The following is a 26,531-nucleotide window of genomic DNA, read 5'->3' on the forward strand; positions in this document are numbered from 1 at the left end:
ACTAAAATTACTTGCCAGGTATTAATTTTGCTACAATTTGTGCTGTTTTCGCTTGATTGCTAGTAGCCATTTCTGCTAGAACAGCAGAACGAGCCTTATCATTCATAGCTTCTAATGTTTTTAACACTTTACCTGTACTAAGTTCATTCATTTTCAATAGTAAATCGGCTGCACTTTTTGCATCCATACTATTAAAAGTCGCTGCTAGTTGATCCTTTTCTATCGTACTAGCCGCCACTGTCGGTTGCTCTTTTTTCAGCTTATTAATCTGTGACTGTAATGCTGCCAACTGCAAATCTTTTGCTGGCTTCTCGTCTTTCAACAATACAGTTAAATCGGCTGCTTGCTTAGGATTCATTTTTTCCATAATTCGAACTCGATCATCTGATCGCATTGCAGAAAATAGTAATGTAGCTTCTTCATTCGTCATATTTTGAATGATAGGTGCTGCTTTACTAGGCATCATCTTAGAAAACATACTTGCAAGCTCGGTAACCTTAGCATTATATTGTTCGTTGGTCACTTCATTCGATGGTGTAGCATCGTCAGTAGCATTTGTTTCTTCTGACTGAGTTTTTTCTAATGCCACTTCAAGTTCAGCTACCATACTTTCCTGCTCTTCTTTTTCTTCTACAGCTGTCTGCAATTCTGCTTCAAGTGAAGATACTTGTTGCTCTAATTCTGCAATTTTTTCATTTAACTTAATAGTACGAATCTGTTCATCATTCATGGAACTACCCGTTATACGTGGTTCAGGAACGATTTTATTGATTACTGGAATCGCTTGACCGACTTGATACAATCGATTACGAAAATCCGTATCAATAAAAGCTGCTAATACTACTAACAGTATTACTACCATTACTACCGGAACGGTTAGCATCATAAATCTTGCAAAACGACTATATCCATCCTTTTCCATATCTGTATCCGCCACATTTCACACTCCTTCTAGCCTGTAGAACGTCTTGCATTACGGAGCAGACATTATGAATCGAGCGGTCGCCAGTTCATCAAGCTCATTTTGTTCTTTTAACTTTAACGAATGATCAAACTGTTGCTTCGCACGTTCCTTTGTTTTCAGCCACACTTTCTCGTCCTTCAAACGTTCGCCTAATTCGTGCCTACTGTTATACACTGCAAACTGAGCTTTTTTCACATCGATGAGTTTAGCTTCTATTTTTGTATAAAGATGCTCTATATAATGTTGAAATAGTTGTATTTCCGCTAATGAAGCTCCATTTTGTGTGGCGAGCAACATTTGTTGTTCCCATTCTGCTTTGCTTGCCTGTAACTGTTCTAGTGTATGCTCTTCGGTATGCAATGTAGACAAGGCATTGGATAACAGCCACTCCGCTTGTGTTTTTTCACTACTTTTTAAATCTACAATCTTTTGAAATACAAATTGAAAGTTAGACACTGCTTCATCAGCCTCCACTAAATCCATCTAACAATTGTTGCATCGCTTCAGTGAAACTAACCTTTTCCGTCGTCTTTTGACGCAAAAAACTATTAATTTGGTCAATATAAAGCAATGCTTGATCGATATCACGATTAGAACCGTGTTGATAAGCACCTATATTAATTAAATCTTCCGATTGTTTGTACACTGCTAATAGTCGCTTTAGTTCTATCGCTGCTTGTTGTTGATCAGATGATACGATCGCATTCATGACACGACTAATCGAAGCTAATATATCAATAGCAGGAAAATGACCATTGTTAGCAAGCTGTCTACTAAGTACAATATGACCGTCTAATATACCACGAACTGCATCAGCAATTGGCTCATTCATATCATCACCATCAACCAATACAGTATAGAATGCAGTGATCGTACCTGTCGGTCCAGTTCCTGCTCTTTCTAATAGTTTAGGCAATGCCGCAAATACCGATGGGGTATATCCTCTTGTAGCTGGCGGTTCGCCGATCGCAAGTCCGACTTCCCGTTGAGCCATCGCAAAACGAGTAACAGAATCCATCATCAACATGACGTTTAATCCTCGATCACGAAAATATTCTGCAATAGTAGTTGCAATTAACGCTCCTTTTATTCGAATAAGTGCAGGTTGATCAGAAGTTGCGACAATAACAACGGAACGAGCTAAACCTTCTTCGCCCAAATCCTGTTCAATAAACTCCAACACTTCTCGCCCACGCTCACCTATCAATGCAATAACGTTAACATCCGCTGCAGTATTACGAGCAATCATTCCGAGTAATGTACTTTTCCCGACCCCCGAACCTGCAAATATACCGACCCGTTGTCCTTGACCAACTGTTAGTAATCCATCTATCGCCCGAACACCAATACTAAGTGGCTCAACTACTCGAGGTCTTTGTAATGGATTACTCGGTTTGTTATGAGTGGAACATGCCGTCAGTTGCCCAGATAATTGGCTGCCATCTAACGGTCTTCCAAGACCATCCAAAACTTTGCCAAGTAATTCTGAACCTGCCTGAACTGTTAATGGTTTTCCCGTAGCAACAACATCACATCCTGGTCCGATCGCATGCAAATCGCCAAGTGGCATCAGTATTACTTTATTATTTCGAAATCCAACCACTTCTGCGGCGAGCGGCTCAGCATCTTTCAATGGATAAATGTAGCAAACATCCCCTATGCTTGCATCAGGACCTTCTGATTCCACAGTAAGTCCTATAACTTGTTTAACTTTACCGTTTATCCGAATAGGATCAATTTTATGCAATTGCTCTAAGTACTTGTTTACATTTAGTTCAATCATAGTTTGTAGGCCCCTGTCCTTGCTCCGAAGATCGATGAGCCACCTGTAGTAATTCTCGCTTGATTTCAGCAAGCTGTGTATCTACTCTAGCATCTACACTGCCAAATTCTGATCGGATAACACAACCGAAATCTACAACAGTAGAATCTGGGACAATTTGCAAAGTAGCTTGTGAATCTAGCAGCAGTTGTAATTCTTCTCTTGCAGCTTCGACCAATACTACTCTTTCCGGTGCTACACACAATGTGATGATGCCTTGCTCGCGTCTAGTAGTTAGTGCTTTTTTAATAAACGAAATAGCTAATTCTTCTTGCTCTGAAAGCTGTTTTCCTATTACTTTGGCAGCTATTGCACAACTTAACTCTACTAAAAATGTCTCTGACTCTTGAATAATCTGCTCTTTCCATTCATAAGCCTCTAACAATAGATGCGACGCACTATCGATTTTTTGCTTCCAATTGCTATTCACTTCTTGGGTAGCTTGTTCTTTTCCTTCTAGCATACCAACTGCTCTTGCTTCTTCGGTGGCTAGATGGATCAATTCCTCATCCTCCGCACGTTTTTCCGCCCACCATTGCTCTATTTGTTCTTGCGCCTCTGCTATTATTCGATCACTTTCTAATTGCGCATCACGCAGCTTCTCTTCTGCTACGTATTGCGCATCACTCAATATTTGATCTCGTAAATTAACGGTATCTTGATCAGGAATATATGGAGCTGTAACATTAGTATCCTCTGTTAATTGTTTCACAGATTCAAACTTTTGCAGCACTTCAAGTTGCTTGTGCATCTCCACTGGTATCACTCTAGTTGCTTTAATCAGATTAGACAATGACATCATCTCCTCCGCCACGAGCAATGATGATTTCTCCGGATTCCTCCAATCTACGGATCGTTGCTACGATACGAGTTTGAGCTTCCTCAACATCGCGCAATCGTACTGGACCCATAAATTCCATCTCTTCTTTGAAGGCATCTGACATTCGTTTAGACATGTTTCGGAATATTACCTCGCGTACTTCTTCACTTGACACTTTAAGCGCCAGCTGTAGATCAGCATTTTCAATATCTCTAATAATGCGTTGAATGGAACGATCATCGACACTAACAATATCTTCAAATACAAACATCCGCTTTTTAATCTCTTCCGCTAATTCAGGATCTTCTATTTCAAGAGCATCCAAAATAATACGTTCCGTACCACGATCGACTCCATTCAATATTTGAACGATAGAATCGATACCACCCGCATTTGTATAATCTTGTGTAACGGTAGCCGACAATTTTTGCTCAAGTACTCGTTCTACTTGCGAAATCACTTCTGGAGAGGTACTATCCATAAGCGCTATTCTTCTCGCTACTTCTGCTTGTTTTTCTTGTGGTAGTGATGACAAAATTTGAGATGCTTGATCAGATTGTAAATAAGATAATACTAAAGCAATCGTTTGTGGATTTTCATTTTGAATAAAGTTTAAAATTTGTGATGGATCTGCTTTTCTAGCGAAATCAAAAGGTCTAACTTGCAATGTTGCCGTTAATCGATTGATGACATCAATTGCTTTATCTACGCCTAATGCTTTTTCCAAAATTTCTTTGGCATAAGCGATTCCACCCTGTGAAATATATTCCTGTGCCAAACATATTTGATGGAATTCACCAATAATCATTTCTCTTTCTTCACCATCTACTTTTCGCACATTTGCAATTTCGAGTGTTAACTGTTCTATTTCTTCCTCTCGCAAATGTTTAAAAATTTGAGCAGATACTTCTGGACCAAGTGTTATAAGTAGTATCGCTGCTTTCTGACGTCCAGTAAGTGAGTGCATTCCTCTTGCCACGTGCTTTCCCCCTATTCATCGACCAACCATGTACGCAGTAGATTAACGAATTCATCTGGTTTTTGCTTAGCAAGTGTTTCAAGATTTTTGCGTGCAAGATCTTCCTCACTCACATGTTCTGTATCTAGTGTAGGGAACTCCATCTTCGATGGAGAAGCGATATAATCCTCTTCTTCTGCTGCTTGCTGCTTACGTTTACGAACTAACATAAATATTAATCCACCAATTAATGCAACCAGTCCAGCACCGATACCAATTACCCATCCCGTTGATAACCCAGTATTCGCGGCAACTGTTGCGTCAGCACCAAATGAACGTGCGATTAGAGACACTTTTTTCTCCATGAGTTGATCATTATTGACATCTTGACCTGAATCCGCCAGCTTACCTCGAACGAATGTCGTCAAGGACTGTAATATTTGCGCTTTGCTTGCTTCATCTGCAATTTCTGTTTCATCAATGACAACACTTAAAGTTAAGTCTTTTAAGACGAAAGGTGCAGATTCTATACTATTACTAATGCGATTGACATCGTAATTACGAGTTTGATTATTCGTTTCAGAACTACCATTTCCCTCTGTTCCCGCATCATAACTAGGAACGTCAGTCTCTCCCGTCCCTGCTACACCACCGGCCATACCACCAGCATTTGTTGAACTACTATTGTTAATTTGTTCACTGATAATAATTCCGTTATTATTATTGTTTTCTAACGGCGCTACTAATTCTTCTTTACTCAACTTTTTGTCAAAATTAATACTACTAGCTACCGTTACTACTGTTTTATTCATATCTACAAAAGAACCTAAGTACTGCTTCACATTTTTAGATATTTCCGCTTCAAACTTTTGTTGAATTTGGAATTGCATCATAATAGCGTCCAAGCCAACTTCAGTTTGCCCACTTACTTCAGACGATACAAGTTGTTCACCCATTTGATTAATGATAACGATATTTTCTAATTCCAGTTCGGGCACGGATGCCTTCACTAAATTATAATAGCCATCAATTTCTTTTTGCGACGGTTTGTATCCTGGTTTAAAACTAATGGTAAGACCAGCCGTAGCTTTGTTAGCTTCAGCAGGGGTTAAAAAAATACTTTCTTCAGGACGATTAACTAATACTTCGGTTCTTTCAATTCCTTGCAAACTATTTAAAAGCTTTTGGATTTCTCCATTATAAGCGTGCTGATACTGGACGTTAAATTCATTGTCGGTTGTACCAAGCGCTGAATTACTGTTTGCAAACATTTCAAATCCGATAGACCCATTTTGAACTAATCCTTGTGATCCAGCATCAATTTTCACTCTAGAGGCTACTTTACTCGGTACAGAGATGTTTTTTCCATTACTGCTCAGTTCATAAGGAATACCGTTTTCTTCTAAATGTTGAATGACTGCATAGGCATCATTTTCATCTAAATTTTTAAACGCTAGTTCATACTCTGTTCTTGTAAAAACGACTGTTAGTAATATAATCGTAAGCAATATACCGCCTATTGAGGCACCTAACCATACTTTTTGCTTTCTGCCCATTTGACTCCACGTTTGTGTGAGTCTTTCGCGATATTGGGCGAATTTTTCTTTCACGTTGTCACCTCACCCAATCTCTCTCTACATCAGAATCTGTTAAACTTGCATTCTCATAATATCTTGATAAGCTTCAATCGCTTTATTACGAACTTGAGCTACTAATTGTAAACTGAGTTGAGCTTGTTGTGCTGCAATTAGCACTTCTGATGCATCTACTTGTCCTGTTAAATATGTATCATTTAGTTGGTGTACTTGTGCTTGTTGCGATTCAATGCTCTCCAGTGCTTTTTGTAACTGACTACCAAAGGTATCGGCTACTTGGGCCGCTGTATTGTTTGTTTTCACTTTAGTGTCTATTATATTGTTCGGAACGGATGATCCGAGTGCTACTTGTTGTATCATAAATTTTCCCTCCAACAACAACTTGATAGATCTACAAATTACATTTTACATTGCTTTAACTCTAATCTTATTTCCTGCCAATTTCTAACGCTTTGACAAACATCGATTTGGAAGCATTAATTGCTGTGACGTTTGCTTCATAAGCACGACTTGCTGCAATCATATCGATCATTTCTTTCGCTACATCTACATTGGGCATACGTACGTAGCCTGCCTCGTCTGCATCCGGATGGGTTGGATTATATGATAGCTTAAATGGCGAACTATCTTCAGTGATTTTTGTTACTTTCACTCCACTTTTACTACCAGGTAATCCCAATTGATCCTGCAACATATTAGAAAATGATTGATTCATTGGAGATAAGACGGTCATTTTTCTTCGATAAGGTTGAAATCTACCATCAACAAATTCTGCTCGTGTCGTTTCAGCATTAGCAATGTTCGATGAAATAACATCCATTCGTAATCGTTGTGCCGTTAAAGCAGATGCACTAATATCAAGCCCCGTTGAAATTTTCATAAATTAACCCCTCCCCTCTATAGCAATATTCATCATCTTCATTTCATGATTGAGCTGTTGTACATAAAAACTATAATTTAGTTGATTTTTTGCTAATAAAGACATTTCGCTATCAACATCTACATTGTTTTTATGATTTCCCATTACTGTTCGCTCATCAACCACTACTTTAGGAATAGGCATATTGCCGGATGTTATTCCTATATCAAAATGTCTAGAGTCGGTCTTTTTGCCTACATGGTTTTCTAGACTCCCACTTTTTAGTGACTGTTCAAGCATCGATTCAAATATCACTTCAGCTCGCTTAAAATGCGGTGTTTCAACATTAGCAATGTTGTTAGAAATGACACGTTGACGCATTTCACTAGCTTTAACTGCCCCTTGCAGCCGCTGAAATGAAGCACTATTCAATATTTCCACTACGTTCTCACCACTTTCGTTTAAGAATCCTGATTTTAAGATAATTCAACAAATAATTAGATATTCCTTCTTTGTTCGACAAATAAATATTTATAAATACTAATTTCACGATTTGGACACATCAATATTTTGGAAATTGGGCTTATTTTAGGAATAAGAAATAAGGCCTGCCTAACGTATAGACAAGCCTATTTATGTGACTTTTTTACTAATTCAATTCTTTTTTTCTAATTCTATCAATAATTGTTGATTAAGAATTTTAATATATGTTCCTTTCATTCCAAGCGATCTCGTCTCAATAACACCCGCACTTTCTAGCTTGCGAAGCGCATTGACGATAACGGAACGAGTAATTCCTGCTCGATCAGCTACTTTAGATGCAACTAGCAGCCCTTCTTTACCGTCCAGTTCTTCAAAAATATTTTCTACAGCTTCATGTTCACTAAAAGATAGAGAGCCTACAGCAACAGATACAGCAGTTCTACTACGTATTTCTTGCTCCATCTCTTCCGTTCGTTCACGGATAATTTCCATACCAACAATGGTAGAACCATATTCTGCTAATATTAAATCCTCTTCACTAAACAAACCATCTGCACGTGTAATAATTAAAGTACCTAGTCGTTTGCCACCACCGCTAATCGGCACAATCGTCATTAGACTTTGATCGATCATCGTATGAAACGTTTCTTTGATGCCCGGATCAGGGACAATATTTTGTATTGATTCTGTTATATCTAAAAACCGTTCATTAATTTGTTCAGAAAAACGTAATTGTTCCCCAGATAACGAACGTAAATAATCTTGATCGTAGACATCATAAGCTGCACAACCTAAAATCTTTCCTTTTCGACTTACAACAAAAACAGTTGCCGTAATAGTGGAACTAAGCACTTCTGCCATTTCTTTAAAGTTAACAGCTTTGCCAGCTGCTTTCTGTAGCAACCGATTTAGCGTCCTCGTTTTCAACAATAAACTCATGTGCCTATTTTCCTCCTACAACCAATCGCACTATAAAATATATTGACTCAAATCTTTATTCTGTGCAATGCTGCCCAATTTCTCTTTTACGTACTCTGGTGTAATTAGTAGATGCTCTAATGTTAATTCTGGTGCTTCAAAAGATAAATCTTCTAGCAATTTCTCCAAAATAGTATGCAAACGTCGCGCCCCAATATTTTCGGTATTGCGATTTAGATCGGCTGCAATTGTAGCTAGCTCTTCTATCGCCGCTTCCGAAAACTGCACTTCAATTCCTTCTGTTTCTAATAAAGCTGTATATTGTTTTGTCAAAGCATTTTGTGGTTCTGTTAAAATACTGACAAAATCTTCTTTTGTTAAACTATTCAGTTCCACACGAATCGGAAACCGTCCTTGTAACTCTGGAATCAAATCCGCTGGTTTGGCAATGTGAAATGCGCCGGCTGCAATAAACAATATATAGTCTGTTTTTACCGGACCATACTTCGTCATTACTGTTGAACCTTCTACAATCGGCAGTATATCGCGCTGTACCCCTTCTCGTGACACATCTGGACCGTTACCTCTAGAAGATGGGCTAGCAACCTTATCAATTTCGTCGATAAAAATAATCCCGCTTTGCTCCGCTCGTAGAATAGACTCTGTAATAACATCATCCATATCAATTAGTTTATTAGCCTCTTCTTGAATTAGTACTTTTCTCGCTTCTTTTATCGGCAATTTACGACGTTTAGGTTTACGTGGCATTAATTGACCGAACAGTTCTTGCATGTTCATCCCCATACCTTCAGGCCCTTGACCAGAAGCTAACATGTCAAACATCGTTGGAGTGGAATCCTCAACTTCAATTTCAATTAATATTTCTTCTAATTGTCCTTCTTCCAATTGCTTGAATAAGTCGCTCCGCTTATCGTGTAACTGCTGATCGACTTCTGGGTTATCTTGCTTCTCTTCCTCTTCGGAATTAGCACCAAATAACATTTCAAAAGGGTTTTTAGATGACTTGCTTTTACTTGGTGAAGGAGCTAACAACGATATAATCCGTTCATTGGCATTAACTTCTGCACGATCACGCACTTCTTCTGTCTTCTCCACTTTAACCATTCGAATAGATGTCTCCATCAAATCTCGTACCATCGATTCAACATCGCGTCCGACATATCCGACTTCTGTAAACTTCGTTGCTTCTAGTTTTATAAACGGCGCTTTTACTAGTTTAGCTAGTCTTCTAGCAATTTCTGTTTTTCCGACACCAGTTGGACCAATCATCAAAATATTTTTTGGAACAATTTCTTCTCGCAATGAAGGGTCTAATCTTTCACGACGATATCGATTACGTAGAGCAACCGCAACAGAGCGTTTTGCTTGTTTTTGACCAATAATATACTTATTTAGCTCCTCTACAATTTGTTTTGGAGTCATCGTTTCCTTACCCATGATTTCATCTCCCTCTTATTACGTTATTCAATTTCTTCCACGATAATATTATGGTTCGTATATACACAAATATCCGCTGCAATATGAAGCGCTGATTTCGCTATTTCTACTGCTTCCAATTGAGTAGCATGTTGCTTCATTGCTCTAGCTGCTGCCAAAGCGAATGTACCACCAGAACCTATGGCGATCAATCCATCGTCCGGCTCAATAATTTCACCATTTCCCGAGATTAGAAGTAAGCCTTGTTTATCCATCACCAACATCATCGCTTCTAATTTACGAAGTACGCGATCAGAACGCCACTCTTTTGCCATTTCTACTGCTGCTCTTTGCAAATTCCCATGATGCTCTTCTAATTTTCCTTCGAACTTTTCAAATAACGTAATAGCGTCCGCTACTGATCCAGCATAGCCAGCAATAACTTGACCTCTATAAAGTCTTCTTACTTTTTTGGCACTATGTTTCATAACCATACTTTCGCCGAATGTCACTTGACCATCTCCAGCTATTGCACCTTTTCCATTGTGACGTACGGCACAGATAGTCGTAGCGTGAAATCTCATTTCCATTTCATTCCATCCTCCTTCGTTAACCTAAATAACCCAGTCTTGATACTGTACGGCAACTTACGATAAATGTTCCTCTTTAAATTGAGTGATCGCATCGAGTGCACGTTGTCCAATCGCTTCGTTTTTCTCTTTTTTGTTGCGGATTTTTTTATCCAGTGGAGGCATGAGCCCAAAGTTAATGTTCATCGGTTGAAAGTGTTTAAAATTAGCCGTTGTTATATAATACGCAAGACTACCTATAGCTGATGCCTGTGGTAATACTAATAATTGTTCTCCACGAGCTAATCTGCTGGCATTAATACCTGCTATAAGTCCTGAAGCAGCAGATTCTACGTATCCTTCAACTCCGGTCATTTGCCCTGCAAAAAACAATTGAGGTCTCTTTTTAAATTGATATGTCGCTTCTAACAATTGCGGTGAGTTGATAAATGTATTGCGATGCATGACTCCAAAACGAACAAATTCTGCTTCTTCCAAACCAGGAATAAGTGAAAACACTCGCTTTTGTTCTCCCCACTTTAAGTGAGTTTGGAAACCAACAATATTATAAAGTGTCCCTGCTGCATTATCTTGTCTTAATTGGACAACAGCATGTGGCAACTTCCCTGTATGAGGATTAACTAAACCAACAGGCTTCATTGGACCAAACAAAGTCGTTTGCTTCCCACGCTTTGCCATTACTTCAATCGGCATACAGCCTTCAAAATACATTTCTTTTTCAAAATCTTTAAGTGCTGCTTGTTCCGCTGTTATTAACGCATCATAAAATAGATCATATTCTTCTTCTGTCATTGGACAATTAATATACGCTGCTTCACCTTTGTCATAACGAGAAGCTAAATACGCTTTACTCATATCAATCGAATCTTTTTCAACAATTGGAGCTGCTGCATCATAAAAATAAAAGTACTCTTCGCCTAATAAATCTTGGATTTGTTGTGATAAATCAGCAGCAGTAAGAGGTCCAGTCGCAATGATAACGATACCATCTTTTGGAATTGTAGTCACTTCTTCATTCTTCACATCAATTAATGGATGTTCTTGTAGTCGCTTCGTCACTTCTGCTGAAAAGCCTTCACGATCGACCGCTAACGCGCCTCCAGCGGGCACTGCATGTTGCACAGCACTGCTAATGATAACAGAGTCCAACATTTGCATTTCTTCTTTCAAAACACCTACTGCGTTAGCTAAACCTGTCGCTCTCAAACTGTTTGTGCACACTAGCTCTGCGAATTGTGCTGTATGGTGAGCTGGTGTTTGCTTTACAGGACGCATTTCATAGAGCGTCACCTTTACCCCTTGTTTTGCTATTTGCCAAGCAGCTTCACTGCCGGCTAGCCCTGCACCAATTACTGTTACAGATTGCATCGTCAATGATTTCCCTCCACATATAGTAAACATTATCAAGCTACTTTCATTATATCTTATTTCTCATGTAATTAATAAGTTGCTTGGATAGCTAACACCCTCCTTATGCAGGAGGGTGTTAGCTTACACTAGTGCTAAAGCTTTCTTAGTCGTCCGTTTCATGTTCTCCTTCTTCAGGCATCTCTTCGGTATAACTACACGAAGTACACAATAAACGAACACCACTTTTATTTCGTTTTTCCACTAATCTCGTATCACATTGCGGACATGGTTTTGCTGTCGGCTTATCCCAAGATACATAATCACATTCAGGATAATGATCGCAGCCATAAAATATTCTACCTTTTTTACTTCTACGTTCGACTACTTTTCCCGACTCGCACTTTGGACAAGTTACTCCGATATCTTTTATAATCGGTTTTGTATTGCGACAGTCTGGAAAGCCCGAACAAGCAAGAAACTTACCGAATCTACCTAGTTTATAAACGAGATGTTTTCCACACTTGTCACACAGCTCGTCGGAGATTTCGTCTTCTAGTTCTATTTCTTTCATTTCTTCTTCGGCTACTTCTAATCGCTTTTCAAACGTTTCGTAAAATTCACCTAGTACTTTCACCCAATCGCGTGAACCGTCTTCTACAAAGTCTAAATTACCTTCTAATGATGCTGTAAATTCTACATCCAATATTTCAGGAAAAAACTCTTCCATTAATTGATTGATTAGTTCACCGAGTTCGGAAGGAATAAATTTTTTGTCCTCAATAACGACATAACCACGTTTTTGGATAACCTCTAGCGTGGGGGCATATGTACTTGGACGACCAATACCTTGCTCCTCTAATTCTCGTACAAGTCTTGCTTCTGTATAACGTGGTGGTGGTTGCGTAAAATGTTGCTTTGGTTCGATCGAGTCTGTTGTTGTAGCATCACCCTTAGTAAGTGGTGGCAAAAACTTATGCTCTTCCACAGTATCGTCATCATTACCTTCCACGTATACTTTCATAAATCCAGCAAACTTTATTTTCGAGCCATTAGCACGGAATATTGCTTCTCCTGCTTGCAAGTCTACAGTCAAAGTATCTAGTATTGCAGAAGCCATTTGACTCGCAATATATCTTTCCCATATTAGTTTATATAATCGAAATTGATCTCTTGACATAAAAGATTTAAGCTCTTCTGGTGTCCGGAGCGAAGATGTAGGACGAATCGCTTCGTGAGCATCTTGCGCATTACTATTTTTCCTTACATAAATTCGCGGTTGTTCTGGGTTGAATTCCGCACCATACTTGTCCGTAATAAATTGTTTCGTTTCTTCTTGTGCAACAGGCGATATACGAGTCGAGTCTGTTCTCATATACGTAATTAAACCAACGGTTCCTTCTTTGCCAAGTTCTACACCTTCGTACAGTTGTTGAGCAACGGACATCGTTTTCGCTGCTCTAAATCCAAGCTTACGAGCTGCTTCTTGTTGTAAAGAACTAGTAATAAAAGGTGGTGCTGGATTACGTAATCGCTCTCTCTCTTTCACTTCTATAACTGAAAAAGCATCTTTTCCCATCGATGCCAGCACTTGCTTGACTGTCTCCTCATTCTTTAGCTCCAACTTATTTTTGACTAAGGAATGAAATTTCGCTTCAAAAGGTACACCTGAAAAATTCAACTTAGCTGTAATCGACCAATACTCTTCTGGTATAAAAGCATCAATTTCGTTTTCACGATCGATAATAAGTTTGACAGCTACTGATTGTACCCTTCCTGCGGACAGCCCCTTTTTTACTTTTTTCCATAATAAAGGGCTAATTTTATAACCTACTAAACGATCTAAAATTCTTCTCGCTTGTTGTGCATTCACCAAATCCATATTAATTGCTCGCGGCGTTTTGAAAGCATCTTTAACCGCTTGTTTCGTAATTTCATTAAATACTACACGACAAGTAGCTGTTTCATCTAAGTCCAAATAATGCGCCAAATGCCAAGCAATTGCTTCCCCTTCGCGATCCGGGTCAGCCGCTAAGTAGACATGTTTTACTTTTTTACGTGCATCTTTCAGTTCCTTCAAGATGCTACCTTTGCCACGTATCGTAATATATTTCGGCTCAAAATCATTTTCGATTTCTACACCAAACTGACTCTTCGGCAAATCACGTACGTGTCCTAACGAAGCTTTGACAATATATTTGCTGCCTAAATATTTTCCGATTGTTTTAGCTTTGGCAGGTGATTCGACTATAACCAATGAATCTGCCATACGAGGTGCCTCCTCTCTCTATAAAAGACTAAACTAACATGTATATTGAATCAGGTTGTTGTATAATCTTCTGTTTTATACATAAATTTAGCAGAAGAATGTTCAAATGTCCAAAAGGAATTGCTAAATGGGACATCATTTCATCAAATGTCAACGGTTTTTCTGCTAATAATTGCAAAATTTCGACTTCTTGATTGGTTAAAACTGCTTGCGTTGAAGTAATTGTTTCGGGATTATCATTGTTAACTGTACGCCCCATACCTTCAACATTGCAAGATTGTTTTTGTACAAATTGCTCTACTCTGTCTCTTAACCAAGGAATTTCCTTATAAATTTGATCAATTTCAGTTATTAATCGTGCTGCCCCTTGTTTAATTAATTCGTTTGTTCCTACACTTTTTGCTGATACAATAGGTCCCGGCACCGCAAATACTTCTCGGTTCATTTCTAGAGCATGCTTTGCAGTAATTAATGAACCGCCGCTATCGCCGCTTTCTATTATTATTGTAGCTTGGGTAAGCCCAGCAATAATCCGGTTACGTTGATGAAATTGTCCGCGATGTAAATGTTCACCAATAGGTGTCTCTGTTACAATTAACCCGCTATGAACTATCGCCCGATAGAGCGAATGATGCTCAGGAGGATAACACTTATTAATGGGAGTAGGAAGTACAGCAATCGTAGCACCAGCTTCGCTCAGAGCCGCTTTGTGCGCTTCAGCGTCTACACCTCTAGCAAGTCCGCTAACGACCGTTAAACCTTCGCTTGAGAGCTTCTGAGAGAAATTACGTGCAATATGGCGACCATACATTGTCGGCACGCGTGTGCCAACGATAGCGACTGCAGGGCGCTGTAACAATTCCACCCGACCTTTAATATATAGCATCCATGGCGGTTGTGCAATTTGAAGTAAACTTGTAGGATAAAGTGGATCAAAAGGTGTCAGGATGGAAACACCTTCATTTAGCAAGTCATCACTTAAATGAATAGTTTCTCGCCAATCTTTTTTTCTAAACGCTGTTACTATAACGCTTATTTGATCTGAACGCAATCCAGCAAATATTAAATCTTGTTCCGACCATTGATTTTTGGCCCAAAGTTGGTGTCGCAAAACTTTATTAATCGCATGCCAACCAATACCTTTCAAACTATGTAGTGAAATAACGAGCTGCTTTTGTAGTTGTATAAGTTCACTCGAAAAGTTATTGCTGTCACTTTCATATGAGTACGCTTGAACCACGGATATCCTCTCCATCTGCACACGAGCATACTTAGTCTATTGTGCGTTACAATAGCTACGAATGCAAGCGCACTATAATTGTTATTTGAAAAACAAAAAAAACCTGCTCTACATATAGAGCAGGTTGCTTACCTGAAACATTCACTATTAGTGCGTCGTACACTTTTCCAACAAACCTTTTTCTTCCAGTACGCGAACTAGTGTTGAACCCATTTCGGATGGAGTAGGAGCTACTTGAATACCACATGCTTCAAGTGTTGCAATTTTTTCTGCTGCTGTACCTTTTCCACCAGAAATAATCGCACCAGCATGTCCCATTCGTTTCCCTGGAGGTGCTGTTGCTCCCCCAATGAATCCTACTACAGGCTTAGTCATATTAGCTTTTATCCATTCTGCTGCTTCTTCTTCTGCTGTACCACCAATTTCACCAATCATAATAACAGCATAAGTATCAGGATCATCATTAAAACGGCTTAATATATCAATGAATTCAGATCCTTTGACAGGATCTCCACCAATACCTACCGCTGATGATTGTCCAATTCCACGTGTTGTCAATTGATGAACCGCTTCATAAGTTAGCGTACCTGAACGAGAAACTACACCAACGTGACCAATACTATGAATGTATCCTGGCATAATACCAATTTTACATTCGCCTGGTGTAATAACGCCAGGGCAGTTAGGTCCGATAAGTACCGTTTTACTTCCATCCATATAACGCTTCACTTTCACCATATCAAGAACAGGAATACCTTCCGTTATACAAATAACGAGTTCTAATTTCGCATCTACTGCTTCCATTATTGCATCTGCAGCAAACGCAGGAGGAACATAAATAACTGAAGCTGTAGCACCTGTAGCAGTAACCGCTTGTTGTACCGTATTAAAAACTGGTAAGGAAACAACAGATCCATTTTCAAGCGTAATATCTACATTAGTACCACCTTTTCCCGGAGTAACGCCGCCTACCATTTGAGTGCCGTAATCAAGAGCACCTTTGGCATGAAATAATCCGGTAGCACCAGTAATTCCTTGCGTGATAACTTTTGTATCTTTGTTAACCAAAATACTCAACTAACTCACATCCCCTGATAAATTTCATATGCGCTTACAAACGCAGAAAGAGCATTACTTTACGAGATTAACGATTTTTTGAGCACCGTCCGCCATGGAATCTGCAGCTACAATATTCAATCCCGAATCATTCAGTATTTGTTTGCCCAAATCGACATTTGTACCTTCCAAACGTACGACAAGCGGTTTACTCAAACTAATTTGCTTCGCCGCTTCTACAACACCGTTGGCAATGACATCACAGCGCATAATACCACCGAATATGTTAACAAAAATACCTTTTACATTTTCATCGGACAAAATGATTTTAAATGCTTCGGTAACTTTTTCTGTTGTAGCTCCGCCGCCAACATCAAGGAAGTTTGCTGGGTCTCCACCATAGTACTTAATAATATCCATCGTAGCCATTGCAAGACCTGCACCATTAACCATACATCCGATATTGCCGTCTAGAGCGATATAGCTTAGATCATATTTAGAAGCTTCAATTTCTCTTGGATCTTCTTCCTCTAGATCTCTCAGCTCCATAATATCTTTATGTCTATACAACGCATTAGAATCAAAATTAATTTTGGCATCAAGCGCCATCACTTCACCATCACCCGTTACAACTAATGGATTGATTTCAGCGATAGAGCAATCTTTTTCGACAAATGCTTGGTACAAAGCTAACATAAACTTAACTGTTTTGTTAACAAGATTGTTAGGAATATTAATTGAATAAGCTAGTTTGCGAGCTTGGAACGCTTGCATACCTACTGCCGGATCGATAACTTCTTTAAAAATTTTCTCCGGTGTAGCTTCTGCTACTTCTTCGATTTCGGTACCGCCTTCTTCAGAAGCCATCATCGTCACACGACCACTATCACGGTCAAGTACAACTCCGATATAATACTCTTTTTTAATATCGCAACCCTCTTCGATAAGAAGGCGCTTAACTTCTTTTCCTTCAGGACCTGTTTGATGCGTAACTAAAACTTTACCTAAAATTTCTGTTGCATACGCACGAACTTCATCCAAATTCTTTGCTACTTTCACTCCGCCAGCTTTCCCGCGGCCTCCAGCGTGAATTTGTGCTTTTACTACTACTACAGATGTTCCGAGCTCCTTGGCTGCTTCCACAGCTTCGTCAACAGTAAAGGCAACTTTTCCTTCTGGCACAACTACACCATACTGTTTTAAAACCGCTTTGCCTTGATACTCATGGATGTTCATCGTTGAAATCCTCCATTTCACAGACTAAAATCAGTCATATGTACACATACTTGTCCATTGTAACACTTTTTTGCTCCATGTACCTTACTTTCGACTGGAAAGAATACAGCCTTTTTGATATGGATATCATCTCAATTTAAGATTGAATAGAGCGTGTTTAAATGCTTTCATGTTATTATACCGTTTAGCATCACCTTTGGGCAAATTATTGTAAAAAGGGGCAGCAAAAATATTTTACTCACGCCCTTGACGAGCCAATGTAAAGAATAGTACCATATAATCAATTTAATTAAATAGTTACCGTGAGGAAGCACCTTCCGATATTTGAACAATCAGACGGAGGTGTTTTTTTGTATTCCCTGACCCATAGCGCAACCATTGTTGGAATTGATGGCAAGAAAATCGCTGTAGAAGTTGATATCGCCAACGGTTTACCGCAATTGACTATTGTAGGGCTTCCAGACCCAGCGATACGAGAAGCGGTTGAACGAGTAAGAGCTGCTATTAAAAATAGTGGTTTTCAGTTTCCATTAGGTCGGATTACTGTAAATTTGGCTCCTGCTAATTTACGTAAGGAAGGTACTTCCTTTGATTTAGCTATTGCGATTGGTATTTTGACAGCTAGTGGTCAATTGCGAAATGATTTGTTTGCAGACGCTTTAGTTATTGGCGAGCTTTCCTTAGATGGGACAGTTCAACCATTAGCAGGTGTGTTGGCAATGATTGAAGAAGCTCGAAAAGAACAGTTTCGATATATCATTCTTCCTAAAGACAATATCCAAGAAGCGATTTGTCTATCTGGTTTACATTACATAGGATTAAAGCAATTAAAACAACTAACAAACGTTAACGATTTGTTACATAGTACGACTCATACAGCTCTTGCTATCGTAAATTCTGAATCGGAAACAAACAAATGGATGAATCAAATGACACAGCAGCTCGATTATAGTGATGTAATCGGACAACAAGTCGCCTTAAGAGCTATGTTAATAGCAGCGAGCGGAAAGCATAATGTGCTGTTATCAGGGGCTCCCGGAACAGGAAAAACAATGATGGTACGCAGACTACCTTCTATTTTGCCACCACTTGATGAAGATGAAGCGCTAGCTGTCACAAAAATATATAGCATTTCGGGGAAACTGCCATCCCATTTGAATGGATTATTAGCAATGCCGCCTTTTCGCGCTCCACACCATACTATTTCTTCCGCTGGCTTGATCGGTGGTGGTATTATTCCAAAACCAGGCGAAATAACACTGGCCCATCATGGCATACTGTTTTTGGATGAGCTGTTGGAATTTCCACGACAGTTACTTGAGATGCTACGTCAACCGTTAGAAGATCGCTTTGTTAATATTTCTCGAACTAGAGCGGCAGTTACATTTCCAGCTAGTTTTATGCTGTTGGCGTCTTATAACCCATGCCCGTGTGGATTTTTTAATCAGTCTCTTTATCATGATCAGCGTTGTACCTGTTCCTCTATCCAAATTAGTCGCTATCTTTCCAAACTATCTGGACCACTACGAGATCGTTTTGATATGCAGTTACATATCGCTAAACCGATCCATCTACAAATGAACAATATGATACCTACACCAGATGTTCAGCTACTTGCACAAAATAATTTTCAATCATCTCCCTTACACTCTTCCGCAGCCATGCGTCTAGTCGTCATGCAGGCAAGGCAATATTCGCTTCAACGGAATAAACAGTTCGCTATTAAATATAATAGTGAATTGAATGGAGCAGCTCTTCGTCGAGCAGCATCACTAGAGCCCAATGCAAAAACATTATTATTACATGTGTTTGATCATTTTCAGTTAAGTATGCGCAGCTATGATCGTATAATTAAAGTAGCTCGTACCATCGCCGACATGGAACAAAATGAATCTATCACGGAACAACACATTGCTGAAGCTTTACAATACAGACAAATGGAACTTTAAAAAAACAAAAGCTGCTTCCATCGTCTACATAGACGCATTAGAAAGCAGCTTCGATATGCTGAAATTTCATTAACTGATAATTACTATTCATTGTAATAGCAATGACATCAAAACGAATATTTTTCTGTGATAATCCTTTTACAGCCACATAATATTGCGCTAACGACTGTAGTCGTTTTTGTTTGCGATAATCAACCGATTCCAACGCTGTACCGAACGAAGTTTCCCGTCTCCTCGTTCTAACCTCAACAATAATGATTTGATCAGCAAATGTAGCTACAATATCAATTTCACCACGTTTACAGCGCCAATTCTCGTCTAAAATAGAGTAACCTTGCTCAATTAATCGCTGCTTTGCCATTTGTTCCCCTAACGAGCCAACTTTTTTTCTATCATCGCTCATTATGCTCCCTCACAGTCGAAACTGCTCATACTCCGCTTGTAGCCAATCTTTCGCTTCTTGATCCGCTCGATAAACAAAAGATAATATTTCAGCGACAATTGTAAATAACTCGGGAGGAATTTCTTGTTCTACATCCAGTTTAGACAACACTTCAATTAGAGATGCATCTTGTTGAATTGGAATTTTATGCTCATTAGCCAACTCAATAATACGATCTGCCAATACCCCCTGACCTTTTGCTGCTATAGTAGGAGCTTTTTCTTGTGTCGGATCATATTTTAAAGCTACTGCTTTTCGTTTTTGATAAGTCGATACTGCTGCAAGTTGTTGCCCTTGCAATCGTTGCTTCACTTGATCTGTTGAATCAATATTCATACCTTTAAATCAACTCCTTTATAACGGGTAGGGGAAAATGATTGGATAGATGAATTATTTTTTTCGAACTCTTCCTTTTTCTCCACACTTTTGTCTGGTAAAGGTGCCATCATCAAACCCGATAATTGATAGCCTAATGTAGCCAAGTGGTCCGAGAGAACGGTCCGGTTCGTTGATTGAATAAACGTTGCCATAATTGGATGATTATTAGCCACTTTTACACTAACTAACCGATTAGCAACATTAACATCAACCATCGTTTCTCCTAAAGCATTCATTGTAAGATGAAATACTAAGCGACAATTTTCGGCATCTAATTGACCTGATTTGTTCCGCCTCGTTTGAACGTGAATCGTAGCGCTTTTCCCTCCAGCTTCATCCTGTAATGGAATCATCATCGTAACATGAGAAAACAACGTTTGGTTCCGTTCCGCTGATAATAAAAGCTGCTGCCCAGTCACTTGTAATAGCAATTGATTAGCTAATTCTTTGACAGCGGGTGGAGTATCGGAAGCTGCAAGCAATTGTAACAATAAACTTTTTAGCGTTTCAGGAGGAGATATATCTTCTCTATTTACGATAGGTGATGCTGCTGGTTCGAACGTTGTATTAGAATGTACTATCGTCTCGGCTACTTTTGACCCCGCAGGCAAGACCACTTCCGAATGATTCGCTTTCGGCGCTTCCATTTTTTCTGTACCTACCATCTGTATGTCACTTCTTAGCGGTAAAGATTCAGGTTGCAGCTTGGCCTGAGAAGATGTGGTAGTCTGCACATGCTGTTCCGTCTGTTGCACAACTTTTGCCGCATTCGCAGTAGTTGTAGTATGATCTACACTGCCTTGCGACACCGCTACATTATTCACACGATCATTTCCTAAAAGTTGCCCCGTTGGCTGCTCTTGATCAGCTACAGATGGTGACGAATGAACGGCTACACTTTTTGCCAAAGATCGTTCATAGTCTAGTCCCCATTGCTTCATCAGCTGCGCTAGTGGATGTTTATCTTCCGCAGAAGTAGCGGAAGGTGTAGATTTAAGATCGCTCATGATCGGTTGTGGCGAATTAGAAGCTGTTGTGGCGTTATCTGATTGGATACGATATCGATCCATAGTATCTATAGTAGGTGGTAATGTTTCCATAAGTGCAATTAATTTTTGGGCAATCGGTAAATAGGATGAACTACTCGTTTGAAATAGGTTATTGCCCATAACAGATTGTTCAGAACGTAATAATTGACTAAACTGTTGTAGCAGTTCATGTGGAGCTTTATCAAACAATACTTGCTGTATCGCCGCTATTGAAGTACTCGTTGGTGGCATGCCTCGCTTTAACAATAAAGTAGCCGCTTGTAGCCACTGTTTATTATTGGCTCCCTGGGGTAACAATGCCATCGCTTGTTCAAAGAATTGAATCGTTGCACGTTGTACGGATAATCCATTTAGTCGTAAATCTTTGGCTATAACAAGTGCCCATTGCTCATCTGGCAAACCAAGTTGCTGTACCATCTCTCTTAAAGATGTTTCCATCAATCCAAGCGCTAATGCATCTACTTGCTTAAAAACAATGACATTGCCACTAGATTGCGGCTCGACATGCAATAGTGCTGATTGACCTACTTGCATCATCGTTTCCAGTTTGGCTCGCACATGCACACCTTGAATTTGGATAATAGCTTCTGAATCGCTCAGCACCTCGGTTACTACTCCACGAACGACCTGACCAACTTTCAATTCTAAAGTGCGAGAATCCCCTACCGTTCGTTCTCCTAATAAACTTCTCATTAATTGTCCGATGTTCATACGCTCGTTCCTTTCTCTCTGTCACTTATAACATATATCGGTATATAGCTTTTATTTCATAATATAAAATAATACAACAAAAAAACTGCTCTATACTGAACCCATTCAGCTCAATAAAGCAGTGTTTATGTATAATAATCTACAAACTATAGTATTTTTGTAAGAAAAGTTTGACGATGTTCGGCTGTAGCACCGAGTTCACGCAATTTTTGTTGATGCATTTTAGTAGCATAACCTTTGTGGGTAGCAATACCATATCCCGGATAGTTCGTCTCCCACTCTGTTTTACATAGCTGATCTCTAGTTACTTTAGCAATAATAGATGCAGCAGCAATCGATTGGCTAAGCGCGTCGCCTTTAATAAGGCTGAGTGAAGGGATAGGCAGTATTAATTGCTCTGCATCGATTAAAACATAATCAGGGGTAGTGGATAATTCAGCAATCGCTTGCTGCATAGCCAGTTTGGATGCTTGTTTAATATTAACCGTATCTACGATTTGAGCATTTTTTCGAGAAACAGACCACGCGATGCAATCTGCTGTTATTTGTTCATACAATTGTTCTCGTTTCCGTTCACTCAATTTTTTTGAATCATTGATATCTTCTAATATATATCCTGCTGGCAATATTACTGCTGCAGCTACTACATCACCGAATAAACAACCTCGCCCTACTTCATCTACTCCTGCAATCATCGAAAATCCTTGTTCATACAGCTCTTTTTCGTATTGTAACAACATCATTTGCTCCTCCTACTACAAGCTATACTTAGTAGATGATGCAATTTTTAATTCAAGTCATCTTTTGTCGTAATAATTACATTCTCATCTGGTAATTCCAATGTAATATTGCCTAACTTTCCGGCACGAAAATCTCGTAATATAACGGATGACGTTTTATCAAAATCAATTTGCCCACCACTAATGACACATCCACGGACACGTCCGATTTGCTCCATTATTTTCACAATTTCTTCGGGATCTTCCACATTATCTGGTGGCGATTTTAATTGATAGCGATCTGCTAGTGTTGACCAATACTTTTTGATCATATCTTTTACCGCATAAAAGGCAATATCATCAATATGCAGCACTTCTTCTTTTATAGCTCCAGTAACTGCTAATCGATAACCAACCGTTTGATCTTCAAACTTAGGCCACAATATGCCTGGAGTATCCAATAATTCGAGTTCTCCACCAGTAACTTTAATCCACTGCTGTCCTTTTGTCACTCCTGGACGATCTCCAGTAAGTGCAATTTTACGACCAGCAAGTTTATTAATTAGCGTCGATTTGCCCACATTAGGAATGCCAACAATCAATGCCCGCATCGCCCGAGGATTTATGCCACGTGATATTTGTCTTTCGAACCAATCACGAAGGATTATTTTCGATTGAATAGCAATTTGATTGACATTATGCCCCGAATTGGAATCGACCGCTATACAAGTATGACCTTGATTAGCAAAATAATTTATCCACGCTTTAGTTGCTTGAGCATCGGCTAAGTCACTTTTATTTAAAACGATTAGACGTGGTTTATGCAATAAAATTTCATCAACTAGTGGGTTGCGACTTGATAATGGAATTCGCGCATCCAATAATTCAATAGCGATATCAATTAGTTTCAATTTTGCTTCAATTTGTCGTCGCGCCTTAGTCATATGACCAGGAAACCATTGAATATCCAACAAACTCACCTCATCATTTGTCCCTTACCAGGTTAGTACTTTTTAATCCATTCCAATTGCTTCAGTGGCCAATAAATAATATCTGCTCGACCGACAATTTCCGATTGCTTAATAAAACCCAGATTACGACTATCTTTACTATTCCCGCGATTATCGCCAAGTGCAAATACATATCCTTCTGGTACAACAACTGCTTGGTTTTTAGGGTTTGGATAATTGTACATGATACCCATACCATTGTAGATTTCGCCTATTTCATTACTTGCAGCAACTGCTTCTTGTATGTATGGTTCCTCTATCAACTCTCCGTTAATCATTAACTGATCGCCTTCAAGTTGCACTGTTTCACCAGGAACTGCGATTACTCGTTTAATAAACTTACGATTTTCTTCTGGCACATTAAATACAACAACATCCCCAAAATCTGGTTCACTAAACTGATAGACTAATTTATTTACAATCAATCTTTCATCTGTAGCAAAATTAGGTTGCATCGAATCTCCATTAACGATAAAAGAAACAAACAAAAATTGGCGAACGAGAAATACTACAAGAACAGCTATTAGTAGCGCCTTTGCCCATTCCCAAAATTCACTTTTTTTACCTTTTGATTTCTTTTCACTATTGTCAACAAAATCATTGCTTTGTTTCTCACTATTTTGACGCCCACCGTATGTCGTTATTCTACTTGGTGTTGCATGTGCGTTAGACATTGATGAACGAATTTCGGACACATCTGGACCATTCGTTCGCTGTTCTTCCTGATTGTCACTTGCCGGATGGGATGATTGGAATTGATCATTTTCTCGTTTGCTCACATTCATCAACTTCTCCTTTACAACAATAGTATAGATAACAATATAAAAACGAAAAGGAGCTTGATCGTGCAAGCCCCTCTTGTCTTATTAACGAATCTCTTTAATTCTAGCAGCTTTACCGCGTAGACTGCGAAGATAATAAAGCTTCGCACGACGTACTTTACCACGGCGAGCCACATCGATTTTATCGATTTTAGGCGAATGTAGAGGGAAAGTTCTTTCCACACCTACTCCGTAAGAAATTTTACGTACAGTAAATGTTTCGCTGATGCCGCCACCACGACGTTTAATAACTACACCTTCGAACAACTGAATACGCTCACGTGTACCCTCGACAACTTTAACATGTACTTTCAAAGTATCTCCAGGACGAAAGCTTGGCAAATCTTTACGCAACTGCTCTTCTGTAATTGCTTGTACAATATTCATTTAGTTCACTCCTTCCACCATAGACGTTCTTATAAGCTCCACAACTACTTCTTAGTTGCTTCTTGGCGTATAGCGGACCGTCCGACTTAAAGAACAACACTGAAAATATTACCACAATTCAAAGCAATATTCAATAGTAACCATAGATAATCAGCATATTATTATAAATATAGTAGTAATACAAACCATATTTACATAATAGCACTACTATTGTTTTTTACTATCTAACCATTTTCGCTCTTTTTCTGTCAATTCAGCTGATTCCAACAATTCTGGTCGTCTTTCTAATGTCCGTAATAATGATTGTTCACGCCGCCATGCATCGACTTTACTGTGGTCACCTGAAACTAATATATCTGGAACTGTCCAGTTGCGAAATGTTAACGGTCTAGTGTAATGAGGATGCTCCAGCAAACCATCGCTAAACGAATCGTTATCAGCAGAAGTAGCATTACCAAGCGTTCCTGGGAGCAACCGAACGACACTATCAATGACTGACATTGCCGGTATTTCACCGCCTGTTAATATATAATCACCAATGGAAATTTCATCGGTAACCAAATGTTGTCTAATTCGCTCATCATAACCTTCATAATGCCCACAAATAAAAATCAAATGTTCTTCTTGCGATAATTCCACTGCTTTTTTTTGAGAATATTGTTCGCCTTGTGGACACATTAATATAACGCGTGGTGCGGTTGAACGCCGCTCTATCGCCTCTACAGCTGCGAAGACGGGCTCGGCTTTTAAAACCATGCCACCACCACCGCCATAGGCATAGTCGTCCACCGTGTTATGTTTATTGTTAGCGTAATCTCGAAAATTGATTGTATTCAGTGAGACAATTTCTTTTTCTCTAGCTTTACCAATAATGCTACTAGAGAACATCCCCTCAAACATTTCAGGAAAGAGCGTAAGCACATCAATTTTCACTTTACACCAATCCTTCCATCAACTTCACAACTACTTCTTTTTTAGCAATATTTACATCAATCACTACTTCGTCAATGACAGGTAATAAAATATCTTCTCTACTCATCGTCGAGTTACTAATTACCCACACATCATTAGCACCTGGAGTTAATATTTCACTAATTACACCTAATGTTTCACCAGATTCAAGCAGTACGGTACATCCGATAATTTGATGAAAATAATATTCTCCATCGTCTAATTCACCTTGATCTGCTCCAGAAATTTTCAACTGCCATCCCTTATATTTTTCAACATCATTGATATTGTCAAAACCAGCAAAGTGGACGACATACATTCCTTTTTGTTCTCGAGCATGAGTAATAGTTACTACTATTTGTTCTGTTTCTGCATCATTCATTAACGTTAACTTACTTCCGGGCGCAAATCGTAGATCCGCAAAATCTGTCTGCGAAAGAATCTTTACATCTCCACGAATACCATGTGTGTTTACCAGTTTTCCTACCGTATACCAAGTTTCACTCATCGTATCATTCCT

27 protein-coding genes are annotated in these 26,531 nt (G+C 39.1%); 1 reads left to right on the plus strand and 26 read right to left on the minus strand.

The features are described from left to right. Positions 1–7 precede the first annotated feature (7 nt). The 17 genes from ACFSTH_RS20510 to sucC all read right to left on the minus strand — a co-directional run bounded on the left by ACFSTH_RS20510 (position 8) and on the right by sucC (position 17,594). The gene (locus ACFSTH_RS20510) at positions 8–937 is read right to left on the minus strand and encodes a MotE family protein (protein ID WP_377773398.1); all 930 of its coding nucleotides are present in this window, start codon (positions 935–937) and stop codon (positions 8–10) included. A 36-nt stretch (positions 938–973) separates the two neighbouring features. Continuing rightward, positions 974–1,420, minus strand: a complete 447-nt coding sequence (fliJ, locus tag ACFSTH_RS20515; protein WP_377773400.1) for a flagellar export protein FliJ — start codon at positions 1,418–1,420, stop codon at positions 974–976. 7 nt (positions 1,421–1,427) lie between these two features. Continuing rightward, complete coding sequence (gene fliI, locus ACFSTH_RS20520; protein ID WP_377773402.1) at positions 1,428–2,747, minus strand: flagellar protein export ATPase FliI; 1,320 nt, start codon at positions 2,745–2,747, stop codon at positions 1,428–1,430. Beyond that, a complete protein-coding gene (locus tag ACFSTH_RS20525; protein WP_377773597.1) occupies positions 2,740–3,585 on the minus strand; it encodes a FliH/SctL family protein in 846 nt (281 codons plus the stop codon). Before ACFSTH_RS20525 ends, fliI begins: the two co-directional genes overlap by 8 nt. Further along, entirely contained in the window at positions 3,572–4,573 is a 1,002-nt protein-coding gene (gene fliG, locus ACFSTH_RS20530) for a flagellar motor switch protein FliG (RefSeq protein WP_377773599.1), read from the minus strand. The genes ACFSTH_RS20525 and fliG overlap by 14 nt, the downstream gene beginning before the upstream one ends. Before the next feature lie 23 nt (positions 4,574–4,596). Then, a complete protein-coding gene (fliF, locus tag ACFSTH_RS20535; protein WP_377773404.1) occupies positions 4,597–6,174 on the minus strand; it encodes a flagellar basal-body MS-ring/collar protein FliF in 1,578 nt (525 codons plus the stop codon). A 39-nt stretch (positions 6,175–6,213) separates the two neighbouring features. Next, complete coding sequence (gene fliE / locus ACFSTH_RS20540; protein WP_377773406.1) at positions 6,214–6,519, minus strand: flagellar hook-basal body complex protein FliE; 306 nt, start codon at positions 6,517–6,519, stop codon at positions 6,214–6,216. Positions 6,520–6,586: 67 nt separating this feature from the next. Continuing rightward, positions 6,587–7,039: a flagellar basal body rod protein FlgC gene (gene flgC / locus ACFSTH_RS20545; protein ID WP_377773408.1), complete on the minus strand. Its 453-nt coding sequence runs from the start codon at positions 7,037–7,039 to the stop codon at positions 6,587–6,589. A 3-nt stretch (positions 7,040–7,042) separates the two neighbouring features. Further along, positions 7,043–7,459, minus strand: a complete 417-nt coding sequence (gene flgB / locus ACFSTH_RS20550; RefSeq protein WP_377773410.1) for a flagellar basal body rod protein FlgB — start codon at positions 7,457–7,459, stop codon at positions 7,043–7,045. Between the two features lie 213 nt (positions 7,460–7,672). After that, a complete protein-coding gene (gene codY / locus ACFSTH_RS20555; protein WP_377773412.1) occupies positions 7,673–8,440 on the minus strand; it encodes a GTP-sensing pleiotropic transcriptional regulator CodY in 768 nt (255 codons plus the stop codon). A 30-nt stretch (positions 8,441–8,470) separates the two neighbouring features. Beyond that, a complete protein-coding gene (hslU, locus tag ACFSTH_RS20560) occupies positions 8,471–9,877 on the minus strand; it encodes an ATP-dependent protease ATPase subunit HslU (RefSeq protein ID WP_377773414.1) in 1,407 nt (468 codons plus the stop codon). Positions 9,878–9,900: 23 nt separating this feature from the next. Next, on the minus strand, positions 9,901–10,446 hold the full coding sequence (gene hslV, locus ACFSTH_RS20565) for an ATP-dependent protease subunit HslV (protein WP_377773416.1): 546 nt from the start codon (positions 10,444–10,446) through the stop codon (positions 9,901–9,903). A gap of 57 nt (positions 10,447–10,503) precedes the next feature. Then, on the minus strand, positions 10,504–11,847 hold the full coding sequence (gene trmFO / locus ACFSTH_RS20570; RefSeq protein ID WP_377773418.1) for an FADH(2)-oxidizing methylenetetrahydrofolate--tRNA-(uracil(54)-C(5))-methyltransferase TrmFO: 1,344 nt from the start codon (positions 11,845–11,847) through the stop codon (positions 10,504–10,506). A 112-nt stretch (positions 11,848–11,959) separates the two neighbouring features. Continuing rightward, entirely contained in the window at positions 11,960–14,062 is a 2,103-nt protein-coding gene (gene topA, locus ACFSTH_RS20575; RefSeq protein ID WP_377773420.1) for a type I DNA topoisomerase, read from the minus strand. A 28-nt stretch (positions 14,063–14,090) separates the two neighbouring features. Continuing rightward, a complete protein-coding gene (dprA, locus tag ACFSTH_RS20580; protein WP_377773422.1) occupies positions 14,091–15,302 on the minus strand; it encodes a DNA-processing protein DprA in 1,212 nt (403 codons plus the stop codon). A 147-nt stretch (positions 15,303–15,449) separates the two neighbouring features. Then, positions 15,450–16,379: a succinate--CoA ligase subunit alpha gene (gene sucD, locus ACFSTH_RS20585; RefSeq protein ID WP_377773424.1), complete on the minus strand. Its 930-nt coding sequence runs from the start codon at positions 16,377–16,379 to the stop codon at positions 15,450–15,452. Between the two features lie 54 nt (positions 16,380–16,433). Continuing rightward, entirely contained in the window at positions 16,434–17,594 is a 1,161-nt protein-coding gene (gene sucC, locus ACFSTH_RS20590) for an ADP-forming succinate--CoA ligase subunit beta (protein WP_377773426.1), read from the minus strand. Positions 17,595–17,944: 350 nt separating this feature from the next. On the opposite strand from sucC, the gene ACFSTH_RS20595 reads away from it, so the two are divergent. Continuing rightward, entirely contained in the window at positions 17,945–19,543 is a 1,599-nt protein-coding gene (locus tag ACFSTH_RS20595; RefSeq protein ID WP_377773428.1) for a YifB family Mg chelatase-like AAA ATPase, read from the plus strand. A gap of 37 nt (positions 19,544–19,580) precedes the next feature. On the opposite strand, the gene ACFSTH_RS20600 is transcribed toward ACFSTH_RS20595, so the two are convergent. The 9 genes from ACFSTH_RS20600 to rimM form a co-directional block, all read right to left on the minus strand. Beyond that, entirely contained in the window at positions 19,581–19,946 is a 366-nt protein-coding gene (locus tag ACFSTH_RS20600; RefSeq protein WP_377773430.1) for a YraN family protein, read from the minus strand. 9 nt (positions 19,947–19,955) lie between these two features. After that, positions 19,956–20,321, minus strand: a complete 366-nt coding sequence (locus ACFSTH_RS20605) for an EscU/YscU/HrcU family type III secretion system export apparatus switch protein (RefSeq protein WP_377773432.1) — start codon at positions 20,319–20,321, stop codon at positions 19,956–19,958. Next, positions 20,318–22,123 (minus strand): hypothetical protein, encoded by a 1,806-nt coding sequence (locus tag ACFSTH_RS20610; protein ID WP_377773434.1) that lies wholly within the window; start codon positions 22,121–22,123, stop codon positions 20,318–20,320. The genes ACFSTH_RS20605 and ACFSTH_RS20610 overlap by 4 nt, the downstream gene beginning before the upstream one ends. 146 nt (positions 22,124–22,269) lie before the next feature. Continuing rightward, positions 22,270–22,866: a ribonuclease HII gene (locus tag ACFSTH_RS20615; RefSeq protein WP_377773436.1), complete on the minus strand. Its 597-nt coding sequence runs from the start codon at positions 22,864–22,866 to the stop codon at positions 22,270–22,272. 44 nt (positions 22,867–22,910) lie between these two features. Next, entirely contained in the window at positions 22,911–23,813 is a 903-nt protein-coding gene (ylqF, locus tag ACFSTH_RS20620) for a ribosome biogenesis GTPase YlqF (protein ID WP_377773438.1), read from the minus strand. A 32-nt stretch (positions 23,814–23,845) separates the two neighbouring features. Then, on the minus strand, positions 23,846–24,631 hold the full coding sequence (lepB, locus tag ACFSTH_RS20625; RefSeq protein WP_377773440.1) for a signal peptidase I: 786 nt from the start codon (positions 24,629–24,631) through the stop codon (positions 23,846–23,848). An 87-nt stretch (positions 24,632–24,718) separates the two neighbouring features. Then, on the minus strand, positions 24,719–25,060 hold the full coding sequence (gene rplS, locus ACFSTH_RS20630) for a 50S ribosomal protein L19 (protein ID WP_377773442.1): 342 nt from the start codon (positions 25,058–25,060) through the stop codon (positions 24,719–24,721). A gap of 207 nt (positions 25,061–25,267) precedes the next feature. Then, positions 25,268–25,993: a tRNA (guanosine(37)-N1)-methyltransferase TrmD gene (gene trmD / locus ACFSTH_RS20635; protein ID WP_377773444.1), complete on the minus strand. Its 726-nt coding sequence runs from the start codon at positions 25,991–25,993 to the stop codon at positions 25,268–25,270. A 1-nt stretch (position 25,994) separates the two neighbouring features. After that, positions 25,995–26,519 carry a ribosome maturation factor RimM gene (rimM, locus tag ACFSTH_RS20640; RefSeq protein ID WP_377773446.1) on the minus strand — a complete coding sequence of 175 codons (525 nt, stop codon included), beginning with the start codon at positions 26,517–26,519 and terminating at the stop codon, positions 25,995–25,997. Positions 26,520–26,531: the final 12 nt, after the last annotated feature.

The organism is Paenibacillus yanchengensis, from assembly GCF_042684845.1.
Taxonomy (GTDB): Bacteria; Bacillota; Bacilli; order Paenibacillales; family Paenibacillaceae; genus Pristimantibacillus; species Pristimantibacillus yanchengensis.

Coding starts and splice junctions, on each gene's coding strand:
- ACFSTH_RS20610 (WP_377773434.1), bottom strand. CDS start 22,123: ATGAACATCGGACAATTAATGAGAAGTTTATTAGGAGAACGAACGGTA.
- rplS (WP_377773442.1), bottom strand. CDS start 25,060: ATGAATATTGTACAAGCAATTACAGAAGAGCAGTTGCGTAAAGATTTG.
- hslV (WP_377773416.1), bottom strand. CDS start 10,446: ATGGAAATGAGATTTCACGCTACGACTATCTGTGCCGTACGTCACAAT.
- trmFO (WP_377773418.1), bottom strand. CDS start 11,847: ATGTTTACTATATGTGGAGGGAAATCATTGACGATGCAATCTGTAACA.
- fliE (WP_377773406.1), bottom strand. CDS start 6,519: ATGATACAACAAGTAGCACTCGGATCATCCGTTCCGAACAATATAATA.
- fliG (WP_377773599.1), bottom strand. CDS start 4,573: ATGCACTCACTTACTGGACGTCAGAAAGCAGCGATACTACTTATAACA.
- ACFSTH_RS20600 (WP_377773430.1), bottom strand. CDS start 19,946: ATGAGCGATGATAGAAAAAAAGTTGGCTCGTTAGGGGAACAAATGGCA.
- ACFSTH_RS20605 (WP_377773432.1), bottom strand. CDS start 20,321: ATGAATATTGATTCAACAGATCAAGTGAAGCAACGATTGCAAGGGCAA.
- hslU (WP_377773414.1), bottom strand. CDS start 9,877: ATGGGTAAGGAAACGATGACTCCAAAACAAATTGTAGAGGAGCTAAAT.
- sucC (WP_377773426.1), bottom strand. CDS start 17,594: ATGAACATCCATGAGTATCAAGGCAAAGCGGTTTTAAAACAGTATGGT.
- rimM (WP_377773446.1), bottom strand. CDS start 26,519: ATGAGTGAAACTTGGTATACGGTAGGAAAACTGGTAAACACACATGGT.
- ACFSTH_RS20525 (WP_377773597.1), bottom strand. CDS start 3,585: ATGTCATTGTCTAATCTGATTAAAGCAACTAGAGTGATACCAGTGGAG.
- fliI (WP_377773402.1), bottom strand. CDS start 2,747: ATGATTGAACTAAATGTAAACAAGTACTTAGAGCAATTGCATAAAATT.
- ACFSTH_RS20615 (WP_377773436.1), bottom strand. CDS start 22,866: ATGATGTTGTTACAATACGAAAAAGAGCTGTATGAACAAGGATTTTCG.
- topA (WP_377773420.1), bottom strand. CDS start 14,062: ATGGCAGATTCATTGGTTATAGTCGAATCACCTGCCAAAGCTAAAACA.
- codY (WP_377773412.1), bottom strand. CDS start 8,440: ATGAGTTTATTGTTGAAAACGAGGACGCTAAATCGGTTGCTACAGAAA.
- flgC (WP_377773408.1), bottom strand. CDS start 7,039: ATGAAAATTTCAACGGGGCTTGATATTAGTGCATCTGCTTTAACGGCA.